The organism is Solirubrobacter ginsenosidimutans (genome assembly GCF_027587205.1).
Window position 1 is genome coordinate 281868 of the sequence record NZ_JAPDOD010000003.1, and the last position, 22557, is coordinate 304424.

Here is a 22557-nt window from a genome sequence, read left to right on the forward strand (position 1 = left end):
CGCACGGCCGACAAGAGCGGCGAGCGATCGCCGGCGAGTACGAGATCGTCGAGTGGATATCCGGCGGCGGCATGGGCGCGGTCTACCACGGCCGCCGGCTCTCCGACGGCGCGGACGTCGCGCTCAAGCTGTTGCACGACGAACGCCACGCCGCGCGCCTGGAGAGCGAGGCGCGCCTCTTGTCGCGCCTGCGGCATCCACGCGTTGCACGCGTGCTCGACGATCGCTCACACGGCGCGCGGCGATGCCTGGTGACGGAGCTGGTGCACGGGCCGAGCCTGGCTCGCCTCCTCGAGCAGCGCGGCCCGCTGCCGGTCGCCGAGGCGCTCGAGTACGTGCGCCAGTTGTGCGAGGCGCTGGCCTACGTGCATGCGCAGCAGGTCGTGCACCGCGACGTCAAGCCGGCCAACGTCGTCCTCGGCGAGCGCGGCGTCGTGCTCGTCGACTTCGGCATCGCGCGCGACCTGCGCGGCAGCGGCAGCGGCGGCGCGACGGGCGCGATCGGCACGCCGGGGTTCATGGCGCCCGAGGTGCTGGCGGGCGGCACGGTCTCGCCGCGCACGGACGTGTTCGGCGTGGCCGCGACGCTGTGGACGCTCGTGGTCGGCAAGCCGCCCCGGTTTCTCGAGCCGACGCTGCTCTGCGAGCGCGCGGACGGCGTCGATCGCACGGTCGCGGAAGCGGTGCGCGCGGGCCTCGAGCCCGACCCGTACCTGCGGCTGCCGTCCGTCCGCGCGTTCGCCGGCGCGCTCGGTGCGGGCCTCGAGCCCGCACGACTCGAGAGCCCGCGCGTGCTCGAGACGATCGTCCGCTCCGCCGCCGGCGTCTTCCATGCCGCCGCCGCATCGATCGCGTTGTTCGACCGCGCTGCCGGGGACCTCGTGTACGAGTGCTCGTGGGGCCCGGGCGCGGAGGCGGTCGTCGGCATGCGCCTCCCGCTCGGGACCGGCATCGCGGGCGCGGTGCTCGCCGCCGGCGAGCCCGAGGCGATCCCGAGCTGCCGCACGGACCCGCGCTTTGCCCGCCAGGTTGCGGCGAGCACGGGCTATGTGCCCGGCACGATGCTCGTAGTGCCGCTCCGCCGCCGCTCCGCGCCGTTCGGGATCGTGCAGGTGCTGCGCGACGGCGCCGCCTTCGGCCCCGGCGACATCGAGCGCGGCAGCGCGTTCGTGAACCTCGCGCTGGCCACGCTCGACGCCGATGCCGGTGAGACGCTCACCGGCGGGTCATGACACCTCGATCTCGTAGGTGCCGCTAGTGCCCGCCGCCGTCCCGCCGACCAGGAGATGGTTGCCGCCCGTGGTGTCGGTCGTACAGACGAACTCGTCGGCGGTGGTGGGGCCGCAGAGCCGCGTCCCGTCCGGCCGCAAAAGCTCGGCGACCGGGTCGAGCGCTCCTGATCTCCGCGTGAGCCGCACCTCTAGGCGCCGGCCGGCGTCGAGCCCGCCGAAGTCCCAGCAGTCGACGTCCCCCGTCGAGATCGATCGCCGCTGCGCCCGATCGCCCGGGTACAGGCTGTCGCCGCGGCCGCAATAGTTGGCCTTCTGGGTCGCGATCGTGTAGCCGCCGGAGAGCAAGCCGCTGTCGTCCTCGACCAGGATCGTGTGCGGCCCGGCGAACGTGCAGTTGAACCCCAGGACCGGCAGCGGGTATCGCGCTTCGCAGCGCTGTGCGCCATCCGGCCCCATCACCACGACGTGCTGCCGCAGCGAGCCGGTGAACACCAGCCGCGCGACCGCGCCCGCGCCCGCGCCGCCATCGAGCCGGTAGCAGTCGGTCTCGCCGGCCCACGTGACCGACGTCTGGATCGTGGGCGAGCCGAACGCGATCGAACGGCATCCGACCGGGTCGTTCAGGCGCTGGATCAGGACCGAGTAGGTGCTGGTCTGAACCCGCGAATCACTGACGACGAACAGCGTGTGAACGCCGGTGCGGTCGAGCGCACAGGTGAACCGCGGGCCGAACGTGCGGCAGCGCGTCGCCCCATCCGGTCCCACGACCTCGGCGACCGCCGCGTCGCCGGCCAGCGTGACCGCCGACACGCGCACGCGATCGCCGGCCGCGCCGTCGAAGCGGAAGCAATCGACCTCCCTGGCGGCGCCGATCGCGGCCGGCGTCGGGAGCGTGGCGAACGCCAGCGGCGTGCAGCCGACCGGGCGATTGAGCCGCTGGACGGCGATCGAGTAGTCGCCGTCGTTGGTCCCGGCCGCGTCGCCGGCCAGGATGGTGTACGTGCCAGAAGCACTGAGCAGGCAGCTGGACTCGTCAGCGGTTGTCGGTGGGCAGGCCCGCGTCCCGTCGGGATTGAGGACCTCGCCGGCGGGGCTCAGCCCGGCCGACATGCTCTCCAACCGCACGTGCACGCGGTCGCCCGCGGCGGCCGCGACGCGGTAGCAGTCGGTCTCTCCGTCACTGGCGACGGTGCCGACGCTGGGCGCCGCGCCGAACGCGAGCGTCGTGCACCCGACCGGGTCGTTGAGCCGCTGGAGCGCGAGCGCGTAGTCCCCGGCTCCGGACCCCGCCGCGTCGGTGACGAAGATCGTGTGCGTCCCGGTGCGGCGCAGCCAGCAGGTGGGGTTGGCGGCGTCCGGCGGGCACGTGCCGCGGCCTCGCTGGTCTTCGACGACGAACTGCGGCGCGAGCGCGGACGAGCGTGCCACGACGCGGATCCGCACGCGATCCGGCCTCGTGCCGGTGAAACGCCAACAGCCGGCCTCGCCCGCTAGCAGCGCGCCGGCGGTCGACCCCGTCGAATAGGAGAGCGTCGCGCAGCCGACCGGATCGTTGAGGCGCTGGATCGACAGCGCGTAGGTTCCGGTCGCGGTGCCCGCGGCGTCGCGGACCACCATCGTGTACTGGCCGGCGATCCGGATCGCACATCTGAACTCGTCGTCGGTGGTCGCGGTGCAGCCCGTGCCGCCGCCCGGGGGAGCGATGCCGACGGTTGGATCGAGCGTGCCGGATGTCCTGATCAGCCGCACGCGCACGATGTCGCCGGCGGCGCCCGTGAAGCGGTGGCAGCCTTGCCCTCCGGCCACCGAGATCGAGCCGGTGGCGGGTGTTGTGCCGTATGCGATGCCGCGGATCGCGCAGAGGCCGGGCAACGTCTGCTGCGCGTGGGCCGCCGGCGCCCAGCAGAGGAGGACGAGCGGCAGGACGAGGAGGATGCGTTTCATGCCCGCACTGTCCCGTCGCCGCCGACGCCCCCGCTAGGCACCCTGGGGGTAAACGTGGGCGGGTCACTGAATTCACCCCTGGGGTGACTATCGCCGCCGAGCGTCGCCACGGAGGCTTGTGACATGAGCACTCTCGAGCATTCGGCCCGGCGCATCGCGGCGGTGAGCGCGGCGGTCCTCTTCGTGCCCGCCGCGCCGGCCGCGGCCGCGACGGTCGTCCGCGTGATCGACGGCGACACCGTGAAGGTCCGCGAGGACGGCAAGGTGCGCACGGTCGACCTCGCGGGTGTGAACGCGCCGGAGCCGGGCGCGTGCGCGGGCCCCGAGGCGCGGCGGGGGCTCGGACGCCTGCTGCCCGCCGGGGCGCACGTGCGGCTGCAGCGGGACACTGATGCGCCCGCTCGCGCGCGCTACGTCCTCCGTGGCGACCGGCTCGTCAACGCCGCCGTTCTGCGGCAGGGCCTGGCCCGTCCCGAGGACACCGGCGAGCTGAGCAAGCGCGCGGCGCTGGAGGCCGCCGCGCAGGAAGCGCAGCAGCAGCGCAAGGGAATCTGGAAGTCCTGCGAGGCGGTGCCTACGCCGTCGCCAACGCCAGCGCCATCGCCTGCGCCGCCCACCGGCGGACCGGAGGCGATCCAGCGCGCCCGCACCGATCTGGCCGACCGGATGTTCATCAAGATCACCAGCACCAGCATCCTCAACTCGTCCGAGGCCCGGTTGCACCTCTGCCGGGACGGCTACAGCGCCCTCGACATCTCGTGGAGCAACGACGCAAGCGGCGGGTCGGGCACCAGCCGCACCGAGGGCTCGTGGGAGGTCGTGAGTGCCGAGTACACGGCGACGACGGCGACCGCGCGCGTGCGCCTGTTCAACGGCGACGGCGAGACGTTCCGGACCTTCTTCGCACAGGGACAGCGCGTGTCGATCGACGGCGTCGACCAGACCCAGGTCGCCTCGAGCGACCTGTGTGCGGTTCGCACAGGCGGCTGATCGCCGGTGCTGGCCCTCCTGCCGGCGATCCTGCTCGTCGCCGGGGCACCGACCGTCGTGCGCGTCGTCGACGGCGACACGCTGCAGGTGCGCACGGGCGGAGCGGTGCGCACGGTGCACCTGGCCGGTGTCGATGCGCCCGGGCGCGGGGCGTGCGGGGGCGTCGAGGCCGGCCGCGCGCTCGCCCGGCTTCTGCCGCGCGGCGCACACGTCCGGCTCCAGCGCGACCGGGCGGCGCCCGCCGCCGCCCGCTACGTCTACCGCCGCGGCCGGCTCGTCAACGCGGTGCTGCTGCGAGACGGCGTCGCCAGGCCGGGCGACACCGGCGGGCTCCGCGAGCGCTCGGCACTGGTCGCTGCGGCGCGCGAGGCCGAGCAGCAGCGGCGGGGGCTCTGGACGTCGTGCGCGCCACCGCCGCAGCCGGCGCCGGTGCCGGCGGCGGACCCCACGGCCGCCGGGCAGGAGGCGATCCCGCGCGCGCGTGCCGAGCTCTCCGGCCGGATGTTCATCCTGAAGGTCGGCACCAGCCTGTGGGACCGCAGCGAACGCCGGCTGCATCTGTGTGCTGACGGGTTCGCCGGCGACTACTGGAACTGGGTCTTCCACGGCAACGCCGGGTCCGGCAGCACGGAGGGCTCCTGGGAGGTCGCCGGCGCCACCTACACGGAGACGACGGCGACCGTGCGCGTCCGTCTGCTGCACTCCGGCGGCGAGACGTTCCGTACCTTCGTCGTGGAGGCAGGGCGGGTGTCGATCGACGGCGTCGCCATGACCGAGGTCGCCACCAGCGACGTGTGCGCGATCCGCGGGCACGCGTCGCAATAGGATCGGTACGTGTCCGTCGAAGGGAAGACCGCCGTCGTCACGGGCGCGGCGACCGGGATCGGCCGGGCGACCGCTGAGCTGCTCGCCGAGCGCGGCGCCCGCGTCGTCGCCGTCGGGCTGCAGCCGGAGCACCTACAGGAGACCGTGGCGGGGATCGTGTCGTCGGGCGGTGCGGCGATCGCCGTGGACGCCGACCTGTCGGACACCCGCGCCGCGGGGATGGTGGCCGCGGCGACGCGCGAGGCGTTCGGCGGCGCCGACGTGCTCGTCAACAACGCGGCGATCTATCCCATCGGTCCGTGGCACGAGGCGAACGCCGCCGAATGGGACGCCGTCTTCGCGACGAATGTCCGGGCGTACTTCCTGCTCGCCCAGGCGCTGCGCCCGCAGATGATCGAGCGCGGCGGCGGATCGATCGTGAACGTCGCGTCCGTCACGTTCTTCTGGGGCGAGGTCGAGTTGCTCTCGTACGTCGCGTCCAAGGGCGCCGTCGTGGGCTTCACGCGCTCACTGGCACGGGAGGCGGGGCCGGAGGGGATCCGTGTCAACGCGGTCGCACCCGGCGCGTTCCCGACCGCCGCGACGGCGATCCACGCCGATCAGGACAAGCTGTGGCGGGACGTGCTCGCGGCCCAGTCGATCAAGCGACGCGGTGAGGTGTCCGACGTCGCGCGGGCGATCGCGTTCTTCGCCGGCGATGACAGCCGGTTCGTCACCGGCCAGACGCTGCTGGTCGATGGCGGCTGGATGCGCAACTGAGCGCGCTCATCGCCGCGGCGCGCTGCCCACATGCACCACGACGTCTTCGCCGTCCAGGGTGACCTCGTAGCGGCGTAGGGTGATCTCGGGGTGGGCGAGACATCGCCCGGTCGGGACGTGGTACTCCATCCCGTGCCACGGACACGCGATGACCTCGCCCTCCATGTCCCAGCGCGGGCGCCAGTCGCTCTCCACGTCGGCGACGAGCGTGCCGGTTGCTCGGCGACCCTCGCACAGCGGACCGGACTGGTGCGGGCAGCGGTTCGGCAGCCCGTAGAAGCGTCCGGCGATGTTGAAGACGCCGATCTCGCGACGGCCGATGCGGACCACCTTGTGACTTCCTTCGGGGAAGTCGGCGAGCCGGCCCACGACGGCGGTGGTCATCGCCGGCGCCCGCTCGAGTCGATCCGGAAGAGCTCGAGCGCGTTCTCGCCGAACACCTTGCGGCGCTGGGCCTCGGAGAACGGCACCTGGTTGAGCTTCATCGGGTGGTCGAAGTCGTGATGCGGCCAGTCGGACGCGTAGATCGTCGTGTCCTCGCCGTCGTAGAGCTCCATCAGCGTGACGATGTCACGCAGGCGCGCGGGTTCCTCGATCGGCTGGGTGGCCACGTAGACGCGCTTGACGTAGTGGCTTGGACGCTCCTTCAGAAACGGCACCTCGCGCCGGCGCTCCAGATACTCCTTGTCGAGACGGTTGCAGACGAACGGCATCCACGAGATCCCCGCCTCGGTGACACCGATCCGCAGGTCGGGGAAGCGCACCACGACCCCCGTCGAGACCATGCTGATGATGTTCGCCATGATCGAGAAGGAGTGGCTCGTGGCATGGCGCGCGAACTCGGTGTCGAAGCCGTGGTTGTTGAACGGGAAGACCGGCGAGGTGACGGTCACGGCGTGCAGCATCACGGGCAGGCGGGCGTTCTGGGCGGCGTCGAAGATCGGGTCGTAGGAGCGATGGCCCCACAGCGGGTCGAGCCCTGCGCAAGGGAGGTAGACGGCGACGATCGAGGGCTCGTCGGCGTAGCGCTCGATCTCGTGCGCCGCGTCCGCCGGATCCTGCGGGCAGGCGACGATCGCGCCGAGCAGCTGCGGGTGCCGCGAGGTCCATCGATCGACGAGCCAGGCGTTGTAGGCGCGTGCGAGCGCCGCCGCGTAGTCGGCCTGGGGGAGGACCGCCAGCTTGAGCAGGTGATCGGGGAAGAGCACCGCGAGGTCGACGTGGATCTCGGCGAGCTCGGCGACCATCTGCTCGGGCGTGTGGACCATGCGGGTCGCCTCGTGGGAGCTGGGAAAGCGCGCCGTGAGGGTCCCGTCGCCGCCGGGTGAGAACCCCGGGATGTCGAGGTATCGCTCCGGGACGCCGGCCACGTTGCGCAGTGCGACGTCCCACGGCGGATCGCAATACGGCGCAAGTCCCCCGGGACTTTCATGGACGTGCACGTCGGCGTCGACGATCAGCAGGTCCTGGAGCGATGCCACGACTACAGCTCCACACCCTGGCGGCGAGCGTGGTCGCGCACGGCGGCGGCGAGCTCGATCGTGAACTCGGGATACGGCCCGAGCCGGCGGTCGGCGGAGTCCGTCAACGCCCACAGGTCGCGCTCACCGCCGGCGAGCCCGTCGCGCACCGCGGCGGCCACGCCCTCGTCCTGCGCGAGCGAGCGCTCGAGGAAGGCACCGACGGCGTCGCCCTCCAGCACGTCGAAGTGCGCGGTGAGCAGCCGCTCGGGCGCGAGCGCCGCGACCCGGGCGATCGTGGCCGCGTAGCCCGCCGTGTCGTAGACGCGCGGCGGGATGAGCAACGTGCCCGCGCGATCGCGGACGCCGCGGTCGAGGATCGCGTCGATCACCAGCGCAGAGCCCGAGCGCGGGTCCCAGAGCCCGATGTGCCCGGGCGTGTGTCCCGGCAGGTGCAGGACGTCGAGTCTCCACCCGTCGCCGAGGTCGAGGACATCCCCGCCGGCGAGCGTCTCGTCGATGGGCGCGTCCGCGCCCAACTCCGCGGCGAGGAAGGCCCGATCCTCCGCGCTCGGGCCGAACCCGTACGCGTCGTACCAGAGATAGTTCCCTTCGAGCATCGCGTCCGCGCTCTCCACCCACGCGCGGTCCGCGGCGTGGCAGGCGAAGCGGGCGTGCGGATAGCGGTCGCGAAGCGCGGCGTTGCCGCCCGAGTGGTCGACGTCGGCGTGGCTGATGACCACGAGATCGGGTCCGTCGACGAGCCCCAGTTCGGTCAGCGCGGGGAACAACACGGGCTCCGGTGTCGAGGCGAGCCCGGTGTCGATCAGCACCGTGCGCTCGCTGCCGATCAGCACGTACTGCGCCATCAAGCGCGGCCCGAGATCTGACTCGATGCGATGGATCCCGGGAGCGACCTCGGCGACCGTCGCCATGCCCTCTTGTACCACTCGCGCTCGTTCTCACGCGCGCCGATCACCCCGAATGCCGGGGTCCGCAGGGGGTGATCCACGAACCTTCCGGGGGGAGGGCACTTTGTGCAGCACCCCCATCAACGCGCCAGATCGAACAGTGCGAACCTGATCGAAACCCGCGATCCGTCCGTCAAACGCGCTCCCTCCCTCACTGGCGCAGTTGACGTTCGTCCCTAATGTCGCTTCGACACGAGCCAGAAGCGCATCTGGAGCGCCGGGTCGAAGCTCTTCTCGACGCCCTCGACGCCCGTCCGGACCGCGACGCTCTGCTTGCGCTCCCACAGCGGGAGGAGTGGGACGTCGCGAGTGACGACGTCCTGGAGCTGTCCGAAGATCGCGGCGCGCTCGGCCGGCTTCGTCGACGCCAGCTCCCGGTCGAGCAGCTGGTCGGCCGTGGCGTTCTCGTAGCCGTGCTGCATGAAGCCCCCGTCGCGCAGGAACGGTGCGAGGAAATTGTCGCCGTCGGGGTAGTCGTCGAACCAGCCGAGACCGTACAGCGGGTACTTGTGCCGGCTGATGGCGGCCTCCTTGTAGGCCTCCCAGTCCTGCGCGCCGAGCTTCACCGTGAACAGCCCGCTCGCTTCGAGCTGACGGCGGATCTCGCCCAGGTCGGCCGCTTCTTCGGGGCCGTAGTGGGTGGGTGTGTACCAGGCGTCGAGCGCCACCGGCGTCGTGATCCCGGCGGCCGCGAGGGTCGCCTGCGCGTTCGCGACGCTCGGCGCCCCGTACGTCGTCTGGAACACCGGCTTGGCCCCGTAGAGCGCCGCCGGCAGCAGCGAATAGAGCGGTGTCACCGTGTCGGCGTACACCGTCCTCGCGAGCGCCGCGCGATCGATCACCTGCGCGATCGCCTGGCGCACGGCGACGTTGCTGACCGGAGCGTTGCGGACGTCGAACACGAGGTAGTGGATCTCGGAACCAGGACCCTCGAGCACCTGCACGCCCGCCGCCGACTCGGTGCGCAGCTGCGCGATCTCGGCCGGCGAGAAGCCGCGGAAGGCCACGTCGACGATGCCGTGCTCGATCGCGAGCTTCAAGGTCGCGCTGGTTACGAAGTAGACCACGAAGATCTGCTTGGTCTTCGCCTTTGACCCCGAGTACCGCGTGTTGCGCGACAGCAGGGCCTGCTGATTCGGGACGTATCTGTTGAGCTTGTAGGGCCCGGAGCCGATCACCTTCTCGTCGGCGAGCAGGCGACGGGCCGGAAAGACCCGCTTCGGGACGATCGCGGCGGCGGTGTGGGTGAGGATGGACGGCCACGTCGCGTCCGCGCGCCGGAGGTGCATCGTCACCGTCTTCGCAGAGGTCGCGTCGACGCGGGCGAGATTGGCGAGCAGCGACGAGGGACCCGAGGGGTCGGCGATCCTGAGCACCCGATCGAGCGAGAACTTCACGTCGGCGGCGGTGAGCCGGTCGCCGTTTGAGAACGTCAGCCCGCCGCGCAGCGTGCATACGTACGTCTTCGCGTTCTTGAACGCACAGCGTTTGGCGGCGTCCGGCTTGGGCTGGTTGCCGCCCGCCGGGATCGTCAAGAGGTTCTGGTAGAGGTTGCCGATCAGCTGCTGCGAGCCGAGGTCATAGGACCCCGCGGGATCGAGCGAGACCACCTGATCGGTCGTGCCGACGGTGATCGAACTCGCGCCCGCGTGCGCGACGGTGGGTGTGCTGAGCAACGCGATGAGCACGAGCCCCGCGAGCGCTTTGAAGTTCCTCATTGTTGGCGGCGAGTGTAGAGCGAGGGGCGGCCTCAGCTTGACCTCACGGGCCGGAGGTCTAATCCGCGAGTCGCAGCGGTGCGTTGCGGCTGAACTCCATATCCCTCGGAGGGGACCTCTTGTTCAACGATGAACCCGGAGAATCCGGGCGACTGTCTCGCCGTCGCCTGACCGCCGCCGCGTTTTCTGCGGCCGCGCTGACCGCGGCCGGCGTCGCCGTATTCGCCAACGCGTCGGCGGCGACCCCCGCGCTGGCGCCGGCGCTCGACAGCGCCGATCAGGGCGGAGCCGTGATCGTCTGGCTGAAGAACGATCACAACGACCTCAACCTGCGCAGCGCCGCCGGAGCCCGTATCGCGGCCGCTCAAAACGACCAGAAGCCGGTCGTCGCCGCCATCAAGGCCGCCGGCGGCACCGACATCGTGTCGCTCGTCAGCATCAACGCTGTGGCCGCGCACGTGTCGGCCGAGGGCGTGGAGGCGGTGCGCGGGCTGCCTTCGGTGAAGGAGGTCCTGCCCGACGAGCAGATCCCGATCGGCGATCCCGCGCCCACCGGCCCGGCGGTCAGCAAGGCCACCAAGATCACCCACGACGCAGCCGCCCAGAGCGGCAAGTCGAAGTCCGCGGCGCCCGACGCCGGGAACCCGTTCCCGACGGCCAGCTGCGGCACGATCGACAACCCGCTGATCGAGCCCGAGGCGCTGCAGACGATCAACGCGCCCGCGATGACGAACGCCGGCCTGCTCACCGAGCCTGGCCACGGCGTGGTCGTCGCCAACGACGGGATCAGCACCGCCCCGACCGGTGACCTCGTGGGCAACCCGAACTTCGTGCGCCCGGCGGCGGACGGCGGCGGCAGTGTCGTCGTCGGCGCGACGGCCGGCGACACCACTGACAGCACCGACGGCGAGTACTACGGCGACGCTTCGTCGATCGACGCGCAGGGCACGGTTCTGTACCAGTACTCCAAGGAACTGCCGTACTCCGGCATGCCCGACACGTGCTACTTCAAGCTCGTCGGTGACGCGCCCGGCGCCTCGATGGTCGACACGCGCGGCATCGACACGCCGGAGAGCGCCGCCGGCGATGGCTCGATGATGAGCGAGTCCGAGGCGATCAAGTCCGTCGACGCCGCGGTGACCAAGTTCCACGCCGACGTCATCAACGAGTCCTACGGCTACGGCCTCTCCCCGGGCAGCTACATCGCCCGCTACGCGGCCAACGACGCGGCCGTGGACGCCGGTGTGGTCGTCGTGGCCTCCTCCGGCGACAGCGGCATGCAGGGCACAGTGTCCTCGCCGGCCTCGGACCCGAAGATCATCGCCGCCGCAGCGACCAACACGCTCCGCCTCAACGCGATGGCCAGCGGCTTCGCCGGCTGGGTGAACGACGACATCACGCCGCTCTCCTCCGGCGGCACGACCCCGGACAACAAGGTGGTCGACCTCACCGCCCCGGGCTACGGCGGCGAGGCTGCCTGCAACCCGCACGGCAGCGACTGCCCGACGAACACCCAGACCGAGGCGTTCGGTGGCACCAGCGAGTCGTCCCCGCTCGTCGCGGGCGCGGCCGCGGACGTCATCCAGGCCTACCGCGACTCGCACAACGGCGACAGCCCGTCGCCCGCGCTGGTCAAGCAGTTCCTCGTCAGCACGGCGCGCGACATCTCCGCGCCGGCTGACCAGGGCGGTGCCGGTCAGGTCGATATCGGCGCCGCGGTGCAGGCCGCGCAGCAGTACACGAACACCACGGTGACGACCGCTCCGACCGTCAACGGTCTGCTCCTGAGCCAGACGCAGCTGGACATCAGCGGCAACGGTGGCTCGACGGTCCCGCAGAGCGTGCGGCTGTTCAACACCAGCCGCACGTCGACGACCGTGACCGGCACGTTCCGCGAGCTCGGGCCGGAGAAGCCGATCGGCGACCCGGTCACCGAGAACGTCACCGCGCCGGATCCCGCCCTCCCCGTCCCCGCGGACGGCGCGCAGGCGGCCCCGGACGTCACGTTCAACGTGCCTGCGGGCCTCGACCGGATGAACGTCGACATGATCTGGCCGGACGCGGTCAACGGCGCGATCCTCAGCTACACCCTCACCGACCCGACGGGCCGGCTGCGGCAGATCTCGTACGACTACGGGACCGCTCCGACGAAGGCGGGCCAGATCGGCACCGTCCCGGACATCGGGCACACGGAGGTCGCGAACCCTGAGGCGGGTACCTGGACGGCGCACATCAAGTGGGCCAACGGCCGCGCCCATCTGCAGTCGCTGCCGAACGTCCCGGGCACCTACCGCGGCACCGTGAGCCTCCGCGCCACGGGCGAGAACTGGATCACGTCGGCGGCCGCGCCGACCACCACGCTGGCGGCGCGCACGTGGGTGACGATCCCGTTGCAGGTCGCGTTCCCGAACGCTCCGGGCGATCACCCCGCGACGGTGCAGTTCGTTGCCGCCAACGGCGCCAAGAGCCAGCTCGCGCTCGCCCGCCGCACGCTCATCCCGACCAACGGCGGCGAGTTCGACACGAACATCATCGCCTCGGTCGGCCGTGGCACCGGCCAGGTCAGCACGTTCAACATCAACGTGCCGGCCGGCCGTGCGGACCTCGGCGTCACCGTCCGGACCCCGGACACGAGCACCGATAACCCGATGCGTCTGTTCCTGGTCAACCCGTCCGGCGTGCGTGTCACGCAGACCAGCCTGACCGTGCAGACGATCAACGGGACGCCGATGCTGGCGGCCACGTTCCATGTCCCCAACCCGGTGGCGGGCACGTGGGAGATCGACACCGAGCTCAACCTCACGACGAGCGGCAAGGAGTTCCGCCAGCTCATCGTGGGCGACGTGCTGGCGCAGGCGCCGGCGATCACGTCCCCGGCCGGCGGGACGACGCCCACGAGCACGACGCCGCCCATCTCGGGAACCGGCACGCCGGGTGACACGGTGACGGTCTCGAACGGCACCACGGTGGTCTGCACCGCCACCGTCGCCACGGACGGCACCTGGTCGTGCACCCCGTCGCTTGCCCTCCCGGGCGGCGCGGCGAGCCTGACCGCCACCCAGGCCGACCAGACGGGCAATCCGTCGGCGGCCTCGACGCCGGTCGCGATCACCGTGCCGTTGGGGTCGACGAGCACTCCGGGCACGGTGTCCGGAACGACGCCGGCGACGCTGGCGCTCACGCTCGGCGCGCCCGCCTTGTTCGGTCCGTTCACGCCGGGCATCGACAAGACGTACACGGCGTCCACCACGGCCAACGTCGTCAGCTCGGCGGGCGACGCGGCGCTGAGCTTCTCCACGCCCGGCTCGCTGACGAACGGCGCGTTCAGCCTGCCTGAGCCGCTGCAGGTCTCGCTCTCCAAGAGCAGCTGGTCGGCTCCGGTGTCCAACGACCCGGTGACGATCGGCTTCACGCAGCACGTCGGTGCGAGCGCCGCCCTGCGCACCGGCAGCTACAGCCAGACGCTGACCTTCACGCTGTCCACCACGCAGCCCTAGGTCGAACCGTTATGGCCGCCGCCGCTCACGCGGCGGCGGCCATCGCGCCGCCGTTTCATATCGTGCTCGGTCCAATGCGGCAGGGCCGCTGGCTACACGCCGGGCACCGCCATCCCGCCGCAGCGCTCCTCCCCGGGTGGTTCCTACGTCGTGACCAGGCAGAAGCCGTTGCCAAAGGGATCTGCGCAGCGCGTCAGGCTGCCCCAGTCGCCCGACTCCTGGCCCTCGACGATTCCGCCGAGCCTGGTGATCTCCGATGTGGACCGCCCGACGTCCTCAACGGAAAAATCGAGGTGAACAGGCGTCCAGTGCCTGGCGAATGAACGCCCCTCGGTCGCCGCGAGGAACGGCATCGAGCCCTCAGGCCGCAGGATCAGGTAGAGCTCGTTGTCACCCGCAGTCAGCCTCACCGTCCGCGAGTTCCGCCCAACCTCGGTGCACTCGAGCGCCTGGCAGTAGAACGCGCCGGCCTCGTCGAGGTCGGCCACGTCGATGCAGATCTTCACCGTCGTCATTCGGCGCCACGATATTCGACTTGGCTCAGACAGTCGCGAAACGAACCCGACCTTTACGCGACAGCCACCGGGCAGAGCGCGCGTGACTTGGAGCCGAATTATGAACAGAGAAAGCGGACACTCATTATGAGTGAAGTGTTTCTCATGCGCTAGGTGACGCGCGGTAATACAACGCTCACAACGGGCGTCAGACGACGAACAAGTGGCCGAACTTCGTCGCGTTGAGACCGCAAAAGTGATTCACTTAGATCGGAAACCGGGGAGGCTTGCGCCCCCGGAATGAGCCTTGTCGTCGGAGGAGACTGCCTTGGGTCTGGGTAAGAGGTATGTGCTGTGGTTGATTTGCGCCGCAGTGGCAGTAATTGGGATTCCAGCGATTGCCCTCGGGCAGTCGGGTGGGGCGTCACCAAACGCCGCCGCGGCCGCTTCGATCGTTGCGCACGACGACTATTTCCAGGACGGTTCGAGCGCGGATCAGTCCGATAACACGGTCACTGTTGCGGCGGGCAGCACGGTCAGCTTCAGCTATCCGCAGGGCGACACCGTGCACGACGTTCGCTTCGGCGACACGTCGCCGCAGCCGGCGTCCTGCACCCTGCAGACCGGACAGTCCATCCCGGGCCTGCCGATCCCCCCGATCCCACAGTTCACGCAGCCGGCGGGCTGGTCCGGTGAATGCACGTTCACCCAGCCCGGGACCTACACGTTCTACTGCGAAGCGCACGAGGCCGAGATGACCGGCACGATCATCGTCACCGGGGCAGCGACGCCGACGCCGACTCCCACGCCGACGCCGACCCCGACGCCGACGGCGACTCCCACGCCGACGCCGACTGCCACGCCGACGCCGACTCCCACGCCGACGCCGACTCCCACGCCGACCCCGACGCCGACTCCCACGCCGACCCCGACGCCGACTCCCACGCCGACGCCGACCCCGACTCCCACGCCGACCCCGACCCCGACTCCCACGCCGACGGCTACTCCCACGCCGACCCCGACTCCCACGCCGACGCCGACTCCCACGCCGACGCCGACTCCCACGCCGACGCCGACCCCGACTCCCACGCCGACGCCGACTCCCACGCCGACCCCGACGCCGACCCCGACTCCCACGCCGACCCCGACTCCCACGCCGACGCCCGTCGGATCGACCAGCGTCTCGAGCCAGGTCTCCGGGACGGTCGGGAGCGTCCTCTCGCTCTCGATCGGGCAACTCGCGGACCTCGGCACCTTCAGCGCGGGGATCGCCAGGGACTACACGGCGAGCGTTGCGGCGACGGTCAACAGCTCGGCGGGCGATGCGACGCTCAGCGTGTCGGACCCAGGCGCCACGAGCCGCGGGCATCTGGTGAATGGCGCGTTCGCTCTCGCCCAGCCGGTCCAGGCGCGTGCGATGAACGCCGCGACGCCGAGCACGGCCTTCCAGCCGATCGGTGACAACCCGCTGACGCTGCTCACCTACTCAGCGCCGGTGAGCAACGACCAGGTGACGATCAGCTTCAAGCAGTCGATCGCGGGCGATGAGCCGCTGCGCACCGGCAGCTACGGCAAGACGCTGACTTTCACCCTTTCGACGACGACCCCGTAGTCAACAGCATCGGCCGCGGGCGACTGCACGTCGCCCGCGGCCGATCACCACCGTTCCTGCACATTCAGTGCAAAGTTCACTGCTCGAAGGAGGAGAGGGATGGAGTTGTGCTTGACGGCTCGGCCGTCAAACCCTGCCCGGAGACACGGCATGCTCCGGGTAGGTCTCATCGCGATCGCCACGCTCATAGCGGTCGCGGTTCTCGGCTCGTCGGCCGCGTTCGCAGACAGCGGCAAGGTGCTCGTGTTCACGGGGACCGCGGGAAGTCCGAACGCCGCCGACTCGGCCGCCGTCAGCGCGATCAACGCGGTCGCTGCAGCGAACGGTCTCACGGCCGACGCCACAAGCGATGCCACGAGCATCAACACGGCGAAGCTCGCCGGCTATCGCGCCGTCGTGTTCGTGAACTCGTCCGGCGACGTGCTCAACGCCGCCCAGGAAGCCGATCTGCAGAGCTACGTGCAGGGCGGGGGTGGCTTCGTCGGCATCGGTGAGACCGCGCTGCTCGAGCAGGGCAACACGTTCTTCGACACGCTGCTCGGCCTGACCGGCGCCAGCCGCACCAGCGGCTCGACCTCGAGCGCGACCGACCTCGAGTTCCTCGACCGCGTGCATCCGGCCTCCAAGGGCCTGCCGATCCTGCTCAAGGCGCACTCGGACGACTACTACACGTGGACCAACAACCCGACGGGCACAGTGCACACCGTCGCCCGTGCGCGCCTGTCGAACATCCCGCTGCCCGACGGCTCGTCGGTCACCAACGACGCGGTCTCGCGCTTCACCGGCGTCACCGCGCAGAACGAGCCCCAGGGCGAGGTCCCGGTGTCCTGGTGCCGCGACATCCAGCAGGGCCGGTCGTTCTACACCGATCTCGGCCGCACGGCCGACGCCTACGCGGACGGGAACCTCCAGAAGCAGCTCTCGGGCGCGATCAGCTGGGCCGCGGGCCTCGTGCGCGGAAACTGCAAGGCGACCATCAACTCCAACTACTCGATCACCCGGCTGTCGCCGCCGAACCCGACGACGACCGACGCGCCGTACGCCGGCGAGCTCACGAACGGCGCGATCGCCGCTGACGGGCGCGTGTTCTACACCGGCCGCGCCGTCTGCTACTCCGGCTACGCGCAGCAGAGCAACTGGACGCTGCCGAACGTCGGCCTCGGTTGCGGCACGATCTACGTGTGGGATCGCAGCAAGGGCACGCAGGGCAACGACGACCAGGATCCGATGAAGGTCCAGAAGGTCGCGTCCCTCACGGTCTTCGGTGCCAAGACGGGCAACGAGACCGGCGTGTCGGCCAAGGACGAGCAGGGCCTGCTGGCGTTCTCGCTCGATCCGAAGTTCAGCGAAGGCCGCCCGTACTTCTACATCCAGTACTTCCCCTACTACGGCGGCGAAGAGGGCGTGCAGGGCGGGCGCCAGCTCGGCGGCGGCTTCGACCGCAACAGCTACACGGCCGAGCGCCGGATCTCGCGCTTCACGTACGACAGCGCCACGCACTCGATCGTGCCGGGGTCCGAGAAGGTCATCATGAGCTGGCGGACGCAGGTGTACTCCTGCTGCCACGTGGGCGCTTCGATGGCCTGGGACTCCGCCGGCAACCTGTACGTGACCAACGGCGACAACACGGGCAACAACCCGAACAGCACCGACGGCGGCTACACCAACTCCGACGAGCAGTACACGATCCCGTGCCCCGGCGCGGCTCCGCTGACCTCGTGCGGCACCACCGACCATCCCGGCACCAGCTTCGCCGATGCCAGACAGACATCGGGGAACACGAACGTCTACGAAGGCAAGATCATCCGGATCCACCCGCTCGACGATCCTGGGGATACGCCAGGCGTCGGAACGACGTACACGATCCCGGGCGCGAATGCGCCCAACGGCGGCAACCTGTTCGCGCCGGACAGCGACGCCGTGCTCTCCGGCAAGGCCAAGCCCGAGGTCTTCGCGATGGGCGTCCGCAACGACTACACGATCCACATCGATCCGAAGACCGATGCGATCACGACGGCCTGGGTCGGCCCGGACCAGGGCACCGACTCGAGCATCTGGGGCCCGGCCAAGACCGAGAACGCGGTCATGTTCAACAAGGCGGGCAACTTCGGTTGGCCGTTCTGCCAGGCCGGCCGGTGGGACTACCGGGCCAAGCTGCCGGGCACGGCGCCTGGCATCGCGGCGCCGGTCGGAGCCGTGCCGGGAACCGTCGGCGGCGGCGTCGACGGGCAGACCGGTGCCTACTGGGACTGCAGCCAGGACCTCGAGAACGACTCGCCGTACAACACGGGCCTGAAGATGATCCCGAAGCCGCAGCCGACGAACGTCTACTACGGCCCGCAGGGCGGGTGCTACGGCTACAAGGTCAACGCCAACGGCGTGCCGATCTCGCCCGACACCAACACCGCGCCCTCCCCGCAGATCACGCGCGCGTGCCCGTGGGCGAACGGTGGCAGCCAGGCACCGATCGACGGTGGCATCTATCGCAAACCCGCGGGTGACCATCCGACCGCCTGGCCGAGCTATTGGGACGGCCGGTGGTTCCTCGTGGACTTCGCCGGCGCGAACAACATGCGCCACGCGCTGCTGATGGACCCGGCCACCGAGTACAAGGGCGGCCAGCCCGTCTCGGCCGACTCGCTGTACGGCATCATGCCGGCCAGCCTGTGGGGCGGGAACCGCATCATCCACATGGACTGGGGCCCGGACGGCGATCTGTACGTCCTGACCTACAGCGGGTCGAACTTCACGATCAGCAACGCCAATGACGCGCTGTGGCGTGTGTCCTACACGGGCGGCGCCGACACGCCGGGAGCGGACCCGAAGGCCACGCCGGCCGCGAACTCGGCGGTCGTGACGTTCGGCGTCGGTGCGTCCGGCGGCGTCTCCTACGCATGGAAGTTCGACGACGGTGGCACCGCCACCGGCGCCGACGCCACCCATGCGTTCCTGACCGGCGGGCCCCACACCGCGACGCTGACCGTGACCTACGCGGACGGCGCGACGGACAGCAAGGACGTCTCGTTCGCCGTGGCGCCGTCGGCTTCGACGACCGTCGGGGGCAACGTGCCCGCGACCCTCGCGCTGTCGCTCGGGTCACCCGCCGCGTTCGGCGCCTTCACTCCGGGCGCCACGAAGACGTACGCGGCGAACCTCACCGCGAACGTCGTCTCGACCGCCGGCGATGCCACGCTCAGCGTGGTGGATCCCGCGACGCTCGCACCCGGGCACCTGTTGAACGGCACGTTCTCGCTGCCGTCGGCCCTGCAGGCGAAAGCCACCGACGCCGCGCACACGAACACCGCGTTCGCGGCCCTGTCGGGCACTCCGCTGAACCTGCTGACGTACTCGGCTCCGGCGAGCAACGACGCGGTCAGTGTGCAGTTCCAGCAGGCGATCGATGCCAGTGACGCCTTGCGCACCGGCGCCTACGCCAAGACGTTGACGTTCACGCTGTCGACGACGACGCCCTAGGGCGAGACGCACTACGGCCGGCGGCGGACAACGCCGCCGGCCGTGCACTTAGAAGGGGAGACCAACCGCTCCGATGTTGAGCCGCATCACCGCCATCGCCACCGGACGTAGGACGCGCCGGATCGTCATCGTCGTCTGGCTGCTGCTCGCCGTCGGCCTCGGCACATTGCAGCCGCGGCTCCAGCAGCGCGCGCAGGACGAGAGCCGCACGTTCAGGACGCGCGGGGCGGAATCGACCCAGGTGCACGATCTGCTGGATCGGCGGTTCGCCGAAGGCCGTCAGGCGACGTCGGTGCTCGCCTACGAGTTCGACAAGGGCTCGATCGAGACCCAGGAGCCCGCCATCTCGCAGGACCTGGACCGCATCTGCAACTCGGACGCGGTCCCCGACGTCGTCGGCGTCGGCGGAGCCGACGGCGTGGCCTGCGGCGATCTGGGACATCACCTCGGTCCTGAAACGCCTCCCTCGGCGTTCTCCAATGACACACCGCCGTCGACGGTGCTGTTGTCGGTCGTCAACGCCAAGGACGACACGGAATCGGTCGTCAAGTACGTCGACGCGATCCGCAAGGTCCTGCCCGGTCCGAAGGGCGGGCCGCTGCGCAGCTACGTCACCGGGGAAGCGGCGTTCGACGCGGACCGCAGCGCGGCCGTGTCCGGCATCGATGCAACGCTGCTGGCGATCACCGGTGCACTCGTGCTGGTGCTCATGCTGCTGATCTATCGCTCGCCGTTGATCGCGGCGCTGATGCTGCTGGTCGTGATGCTGGCCTATCTGATCGCCACGGGGCTGGTGTACCTGCTGGTCGCGGCCGGTGCCACAACGGTCAGCGGCCAATCCGCGGCGATCCTGATCGTGCTGATGTTCGGCGCGGGCACCGACTACGCGCTGCTGATCGTGTCGCGCTACCGCGACGAGCTGCGCGCCGGCTCCGACCCTCAGCGGGCGATGGCCGACGCCGCGCAGCGCACCGGACCGGCGATCCTCGCCTCCGGTGGCATCGTCGTCGCGGCGATGCTCGTCCTGATCGTCGCGGACTTCAACGCGACGCGCGAGATGGGCCCGATCCTGGCGCTGGGCATCGCGGTCATGGTGCTGTGCGGGTTGACGCTGTTGCCGGCGGTACTCGTGGAGCTCGGCCAAGCCGCGTTCTGGCCCGCGTTCCCGCGGCAGCGCTCGAGGGGTGGCGAGACCGGCACCGGCTGGAGCCGCGTGGCAGATCTCGTCAGCCGGCGGCCCCGCCTGCTGGCGGGGGTCTCGGTGGCCGTTCTGGCCGCGGGCGCGCTCGGGAATCTGCACGGGCGTGGCTACCTCGACCTGACGGAGCAATACCGCACGCCGCCCGAGTCGGTGCAGGGTCAGGAGCTGATCGCGAAGCGCTATCCGCCAGGTCGCGCGGTCCCCGTGGACGTCGTCACGACGTCGCGGGCGAGCCTTCCGGTCCGCGACGCGCTGCGGCACGCCAAAGGCGTCGCCGAGGCGAACACCGACTCGCAGTCGCTGGACGGCAAGCTCGTCTCCAGCGAGGTCATGCTGTCGGTCGATCCGCTCTCACAGACCGCGATGGACTCGATCGCGCGCTTGCGTTCGGTCGCTCGCCAGGCGGCAGGGCCGCACGAGCTCGCACTGGTCGGCGGAGTCACCGCCGAGCAGCAGGACAACCTCCAGGCGCTGCGGCGCGACACCGAGCTCATCGTGCCGCTGGTGCTCCTGCTCGTCCTGCTGGTGCTGATCGTGCTCCTGCGCTGCGTGATCGCCCCGCTGTACGTGGTCGCGACCGTGGTGCTGTCGTTCGCCTTTGCGCTCGGCGTGTCGTCGCTGGCCTTCACGTATCTGTTCGGGAAGCCCGACTCCGATCCCAACGAAGCGATCTTCGCGTTCATCTTCCTGGTGGCGCTCGGCGTCGACGACAACATCTTCCTGATGACGCGCATCCGGGAGGAGCGCGCCGCGGGACTGAGCACACGCGACGCGGTGCTCACCGGGCTCCGGCGCACCGGCGGCGTGATCACCTCGGCCGGGCTGATCCTGGCCGGGACCTTCGCGTCGTTGATGGCGCTCGACCTCGAGTCGCTGTTTCAGGTCGGGTTCATCGTGACCCTGGGCCTGCTCGTCGACGCGTTCATCGTCAGGACCCTGCTGGTTCCGTCGGTCGCGCTGCTGCTGGGCGAGCACAACTGGTGGCCGCGTGTGCGGCACCGTCCACTGCGGACACCGGAACTGACAGGAGCGGTGTAATGCTCGTTCGGAAGTACCTGCCCTGGATCGCATGCGCGGCTGTCGCGGCGATCGCCTTCCCCGCGCTCGCGCGCAGTGACGCTCACGCGCCCGGCGCGCGGGTCACTTCCCGCTCGGGGCCGGCGAGCATCGTCGCCTCGGACTTCAAGTTCGCCAATGCCGACGATCCGAACAGCAGCACCGTCGAGATCTCGGCCGGTGACACCGTCAGCTTCAGCTACCCCACCGGCTCGAGCGTGCATGACGTCCAGTTCGACGCGGGTTCGACGCCGTCAGCGTGCGTTCAGACCCACCCGGCGCCGATCGACGGCCTGCCGGTGCCACCCGTCCCGCAGTACACCCAAGGACCCGGGTGGACGGGCAGTTGCACGTTCGACACACCCGGTACGTACACGTTCTTCTGCCAGGCGCATCCGCCGGGCAGTGCCACGCCGATGACCGGCACGATCATCGTCGACGCCGCCACCGGCACGCCGACGCCCACGAGCACGCCGACACCGACGCCGACTCCGACTCCGACTCCGACGGCGTCACCGTCGCCCACGCCGGCGCCGGGGCCGCCTTCGGCGAGCGTCGAGGCACACGACTTCTTCTTCCAGGACGCGGCTCAGGCGGCCGCCACGGACAACAGCGTCTCGATCCATCCCGGCGAGTGGGTCAAGTTCGGCTACCCGGCGGGGAGCAGCACGCACAACGTCGTGTTCGGCGGCGCGCAGCCTGCGGCGTGCGTCCAGACGGCGAGTCCGAACGGCGTGATCCTCGACGCGCCGCCGTTGCCGAAGATCTTCGAGACGGCCGGCTGGCAGGGAGAATGCCGCTTCGACTCGACCGGGACGTACACGTTCGTGTGCGGCGTGCATCCCGACATGACCGGGACGGTGGTGGTGGCCGCGGACGCCACGGCCACTCCCGCACCGCCACCCGTGGGGGACACGAAGCCGCCGCCGGCGCCACCGGCCGCGGCGGCGAGCGTGCCGAGGGCGTGGGCGGCGATCGACGCGCCGCCCCGGGCACTGACGCGCATCGCGGCACTCTTGCGTCGACAGCTGCGCTTGACCGGCCGTTGCACGTCGGTCGATTCCGGCAAGGTTATGCTCACGGTCTCCAAGGCGACGGCCCGCAAGCTCAAGCTCAAGTCGACGACCGTCGCCACCGCCACCGCGCACTGCAACGGGTCCGACCACTTCACGGTGACGTTGAGGGCCGGCGCCGCGGCCAAGCGCGCGCTACAGCACTACCGCAAGACGCTCGCGGTGACAGCGACGCTCAAGCTGTCGAGCGCGAAGGGGAAGGCGATGGCCAGGCGGCGCCTCAGCCTCCGGGTGACGGCGTGATGCGGCCG

At 70.5% G+C, this 22557-nt stretch carries 15 protein-coding genes; 9 read left to right on the forward strand and 6 right to left on the reverse strand.

Annotated elements, in window-relative coordinates; all coding sequences use genetic code 11:
* Positions 1 to 44 precede the first annotated feature (44 nt).
* The gene (locus OM076_RS45890) at positions 45 to 1232 is read left to right on the forward strand and encodes a serine/threonine-protein kinase (protein WP_270038702.1); all 1188 of its coding nucleotides are present in this window, start codon (positions 45 to 47) and stop codon (positions 1230 to 1232) included.
* Here the strand turns inward: OM076_RS45890 and OM076_RS06085 are convergent.
* Complete coding sequence (locus OM076_RS06085) at positions 1227 to 3176, reverse strand: hypothetical protein (RefSeq protein ID WP_270038593.1); 1950 nt, start codon at positions 3174 to 3176, stop codon at positions 1227 to 1229. The two genes, OM076_RS45890 and OM076_RS06085, sit on opposite strands and share 6 nt — an antisense overlap.
* Before the next feature lie 123 nt (positions 3177 to 3299).
* On the opposite strand from OM076_RS06085, the gene OM076_RS06090 reads away from it, so the two are divergent.
* The 3 genes from OM076_RS06090 to OM076_RS06100 are packed head-to-tail and all read left to right on the forward strand — an operon-like array spanning position 3300 to position 5750.
* The gene (locus OM076_RS06090; RefSeq protein ID WP_270038594.1) at positions 3300 to 4166 is read left to right on the forward strand and encodes a thermonuclease family protein; all 867 of its coding nucleotides are present in this window, start codon (positions 3300 to 3302) and stop codon (positions 4164 to 4166) included.
* 6 nt (positions 4167 to 4172) lie between these two features.
* Positions 4173 to 4991, forward strand: a complete 819-nt coding sequence (locus OM076_RS06095) for a hypothetical protein (RefSeq protein WP_270038595.1) — start codon at positions 4173 to 4175, stop codon at positions 4989 to 4991.
* Between the two features lie 9 nt (positions 4992 to 5000).
* Positions 5001 to 5750, forward strand: a complete 750-nt coding sequence (locus tag OM076_RS06100) for an SDR family NAD(P)-dependent oxidoreductase (RefSeq protein WP_270038596.1) — start codon at positions 5001 to 5003, stop codon at positions 5748 to 5750.
* A 6-nt stretch (positions 5751 to 5756) separates the two neighbouring features.
* Here the strand turns inward: OM076_RS06100 and OM076_RS06105 are convergent, their stop codons facing one another.
* The 4 genes from OM076_RS06105 to OM076_RS06120 all read right to left on the reverse strand — a co-directional run bounded on the left by OM076_RS06105 (position 5757) and on the right by OM076_RS06120 (position 9899).
* Positions 5757 to 6134: a Rieske (2Fe-2S) protein gene (locus OM076_RS06105; protein ID WP_270038597.1), complete on the reverse strand. Its 378-nt coding sequence runs from the start codon at positions 6132 to 6134 to the stop codon at positions 5757 to 5759.
* On the reverse strand, positions 6131 to 7231 hold the full coding sequence (locus tag OM076_RS06110; RefSeq protein WP_270038598.1) for an amidohydrolase family protein: 1101 nt from the start codon (positions 7229 to 7231) through the stop codon (positions 6131 to 6133). Before OM076_RS06110 ends, OM076_RS06105 begins: the two co-directional genes overlap by 4 nt.
* 2 nt (positions 7232 to 7233) lie before the next feature.
* Complete coding sequence (locus OM076_RS06115; protein ID WP_270038599.1) at positions 7234 to 8145, reverse strand: MBL fold metallo-hydrolase; 912 nt, start codon at positions 8143 to 8145, stop codon at positions 7234 to 7236.
* A gap of 212 nt (positions 8146 to 8357) precedes the next feature.
* The gene (locus OM076_RS06120) at positions 8358 to 9899 is read right to left on the reverse strand and encodes an ABC transporter substrate-binding protein (RefSeq protein WP_270038600.1); all 1542 of its coding nucleotides are present in this window, start codon (positions 9897 to 9899) and stop codon (positions 8358 to 8360) included.
* Positions 9900 to 10018: 119 nt separating this feature from the next.
* Here OM076_RS06120 and OM076_RS06125 point away from each other — a divergent pair, with 119 nt between their 5' ends.
* Positions 10019 to 13396: a S8 family serine peptidase gene (locus OM076_RS06125; protein WP_270038601.1), complete on the forward strand. Its 3378-nt coding sequence runs from the start codon at positions 10019 to 10021 to the stop codon at positions 13394 to 13396.
* A 143-nt stretch (positions 13397 to 13539) separates the two neighbouring features.
* Here the strand turns inward: OM076_RS06125 and OM076_RS06130 are convergent, their stop codons facing one another.
* On the reverse strand, positions 13540 to 13911 hold the full coding sequence (locus OM076_RS06130; RefSeq protein WP_270038602.1) for a VOC family protein: 372 nt from the start codon (positions 13909 to 13911) through the stop codon (positions 13540 to 13542).
* Positions 13912 to 14263: 352 nt separating this feature from the next.
* Here OM076_RS06130 and OM076_RS06135 point away from each other — a divergent pair, with 352 nt between their 5' ends.
* The 4 genes from OM076_RS06135 (at position 14264) to OM076_RS06150 (ending at position 22549) form a co-directional block, all read left to right on the forward strand.
* On the forward strand, positions 14264 to 15502 hold the full coding sequence (locus OM076_RS06135; protein WP_270038603.1) for a cupredoxin domain-containing protein: 1239 nt from the start codon (positions 14264 to 14266) through the stop codon (positions 15500 to 15502).
* A gap of 150 nt (positions 15503 to 15652) precedes the next feature.
* Complete coding sequence (locus tag OM076_RS06140; RefSeq protein ID WP_270038604.1) at positions 15653 to 18976, forward strand: ThuA domain-containing protein; 3324 nt, start codon at positions 15653 to 15655, stop codon at positions 18974 to 18976.
* A gap of 73 nt (positions 18977 to 19049) precedes the next feature.
* On the forward strand, positions 19050 to 21215 hold the full coding sequence (locus OM076_RS06145) for an MMPL family transporter (protein WP_270038605.1): 2166 nt from the start codon (positions 19050 to 19052) through the stop codon (positions 21213 to 21215).
* Positions 21215 to 22549, forward strand: a complete 1335-nt coding sequence (locus OM076_RS06150; protein WP_270038606.1) for a cupredoxin domain-containing protein — start codon at positions 21215 to 21217, stop codon at positions 22547 to 22549. The genes OM076_RS06145 and OM076_RS06150 overlap by 1 nt, the downstream gene beginning before the upstream one ends.
* Positions 22550 to 22557 lie beyond the last annotated feature (8 nt).

What these genes read in the sequence shown, in the direction of transcription:
- OM076_RS06140 (WP_270038604.1), top strand. Translation starts at nt 15,653, where the DNA reads ATGCTCCGGGTAGGTCTCATCGCGATCGCCACGCTCATAGCGGTCGCG.
- OM076_RS06115 (WP_270038599.1), bottom strand. Translation starts at nt 8,145, where the DNA reads ATGGCGACGGTCGCCGAGGTCGCTCCCGGGATCCATCGCATCGAGTCA.
- OM076_RS06105 (WP_270038597.1), bottom strand. Translation starts at nt 6,134, where the DNA reads ATGACCACCGCCGTCGTGGGCCGGCTCGCCGACTTCCCCGAAGGAAGT.
- OM076_RS06150 (WP_270038606.1), top strand. Translation starts at nt 21,215, where the DNA reads ATGCTCGTTCGGAAGTACCTGCCCTGGATCGCATGCGCGGCTGTCGCG.
- OM076_RS06085 (WP_270038593.1), bottom strand. Translation starts at nt 3,176, where the DNA reads ATGAAACGCATCCTCCTCGTCCTGCCGCTCGTCCTCCTCTGCTGGGCG.
- OM076_RS06145 (WP_270038605.1), top strand. Translation starts at nt 19,050, where the DNA reads ATGTTGAGCCGCATCACCGCCATCGCCACCGGACGTAGGACGCGCCGG.
- OM076_RS06120 (WP_270038600.1), bottom strand. Translation starts at nt 9,899, where the DNA reads ATGAGGAACTTCAAAGCGCTCGCGGGGCTCGTGCTCATCGCGTTGCTC.
- OM076_RS06090 (WP_270038594.1), top strand. Translation starts at nt 3,300, where the DNA reads ATGAGCACTCTCGAGCATTCGGCCCGGCGCATCGCGGCGGTGAGCGCG.
- OM076_RS06130 (WP_270038602.1), bottom strand. Translation starts at nt 13,911, where the DNA reads ATGACGACGGTGAAGATCTGCATCGACGTGGCCGACCTCGACGAGGCC.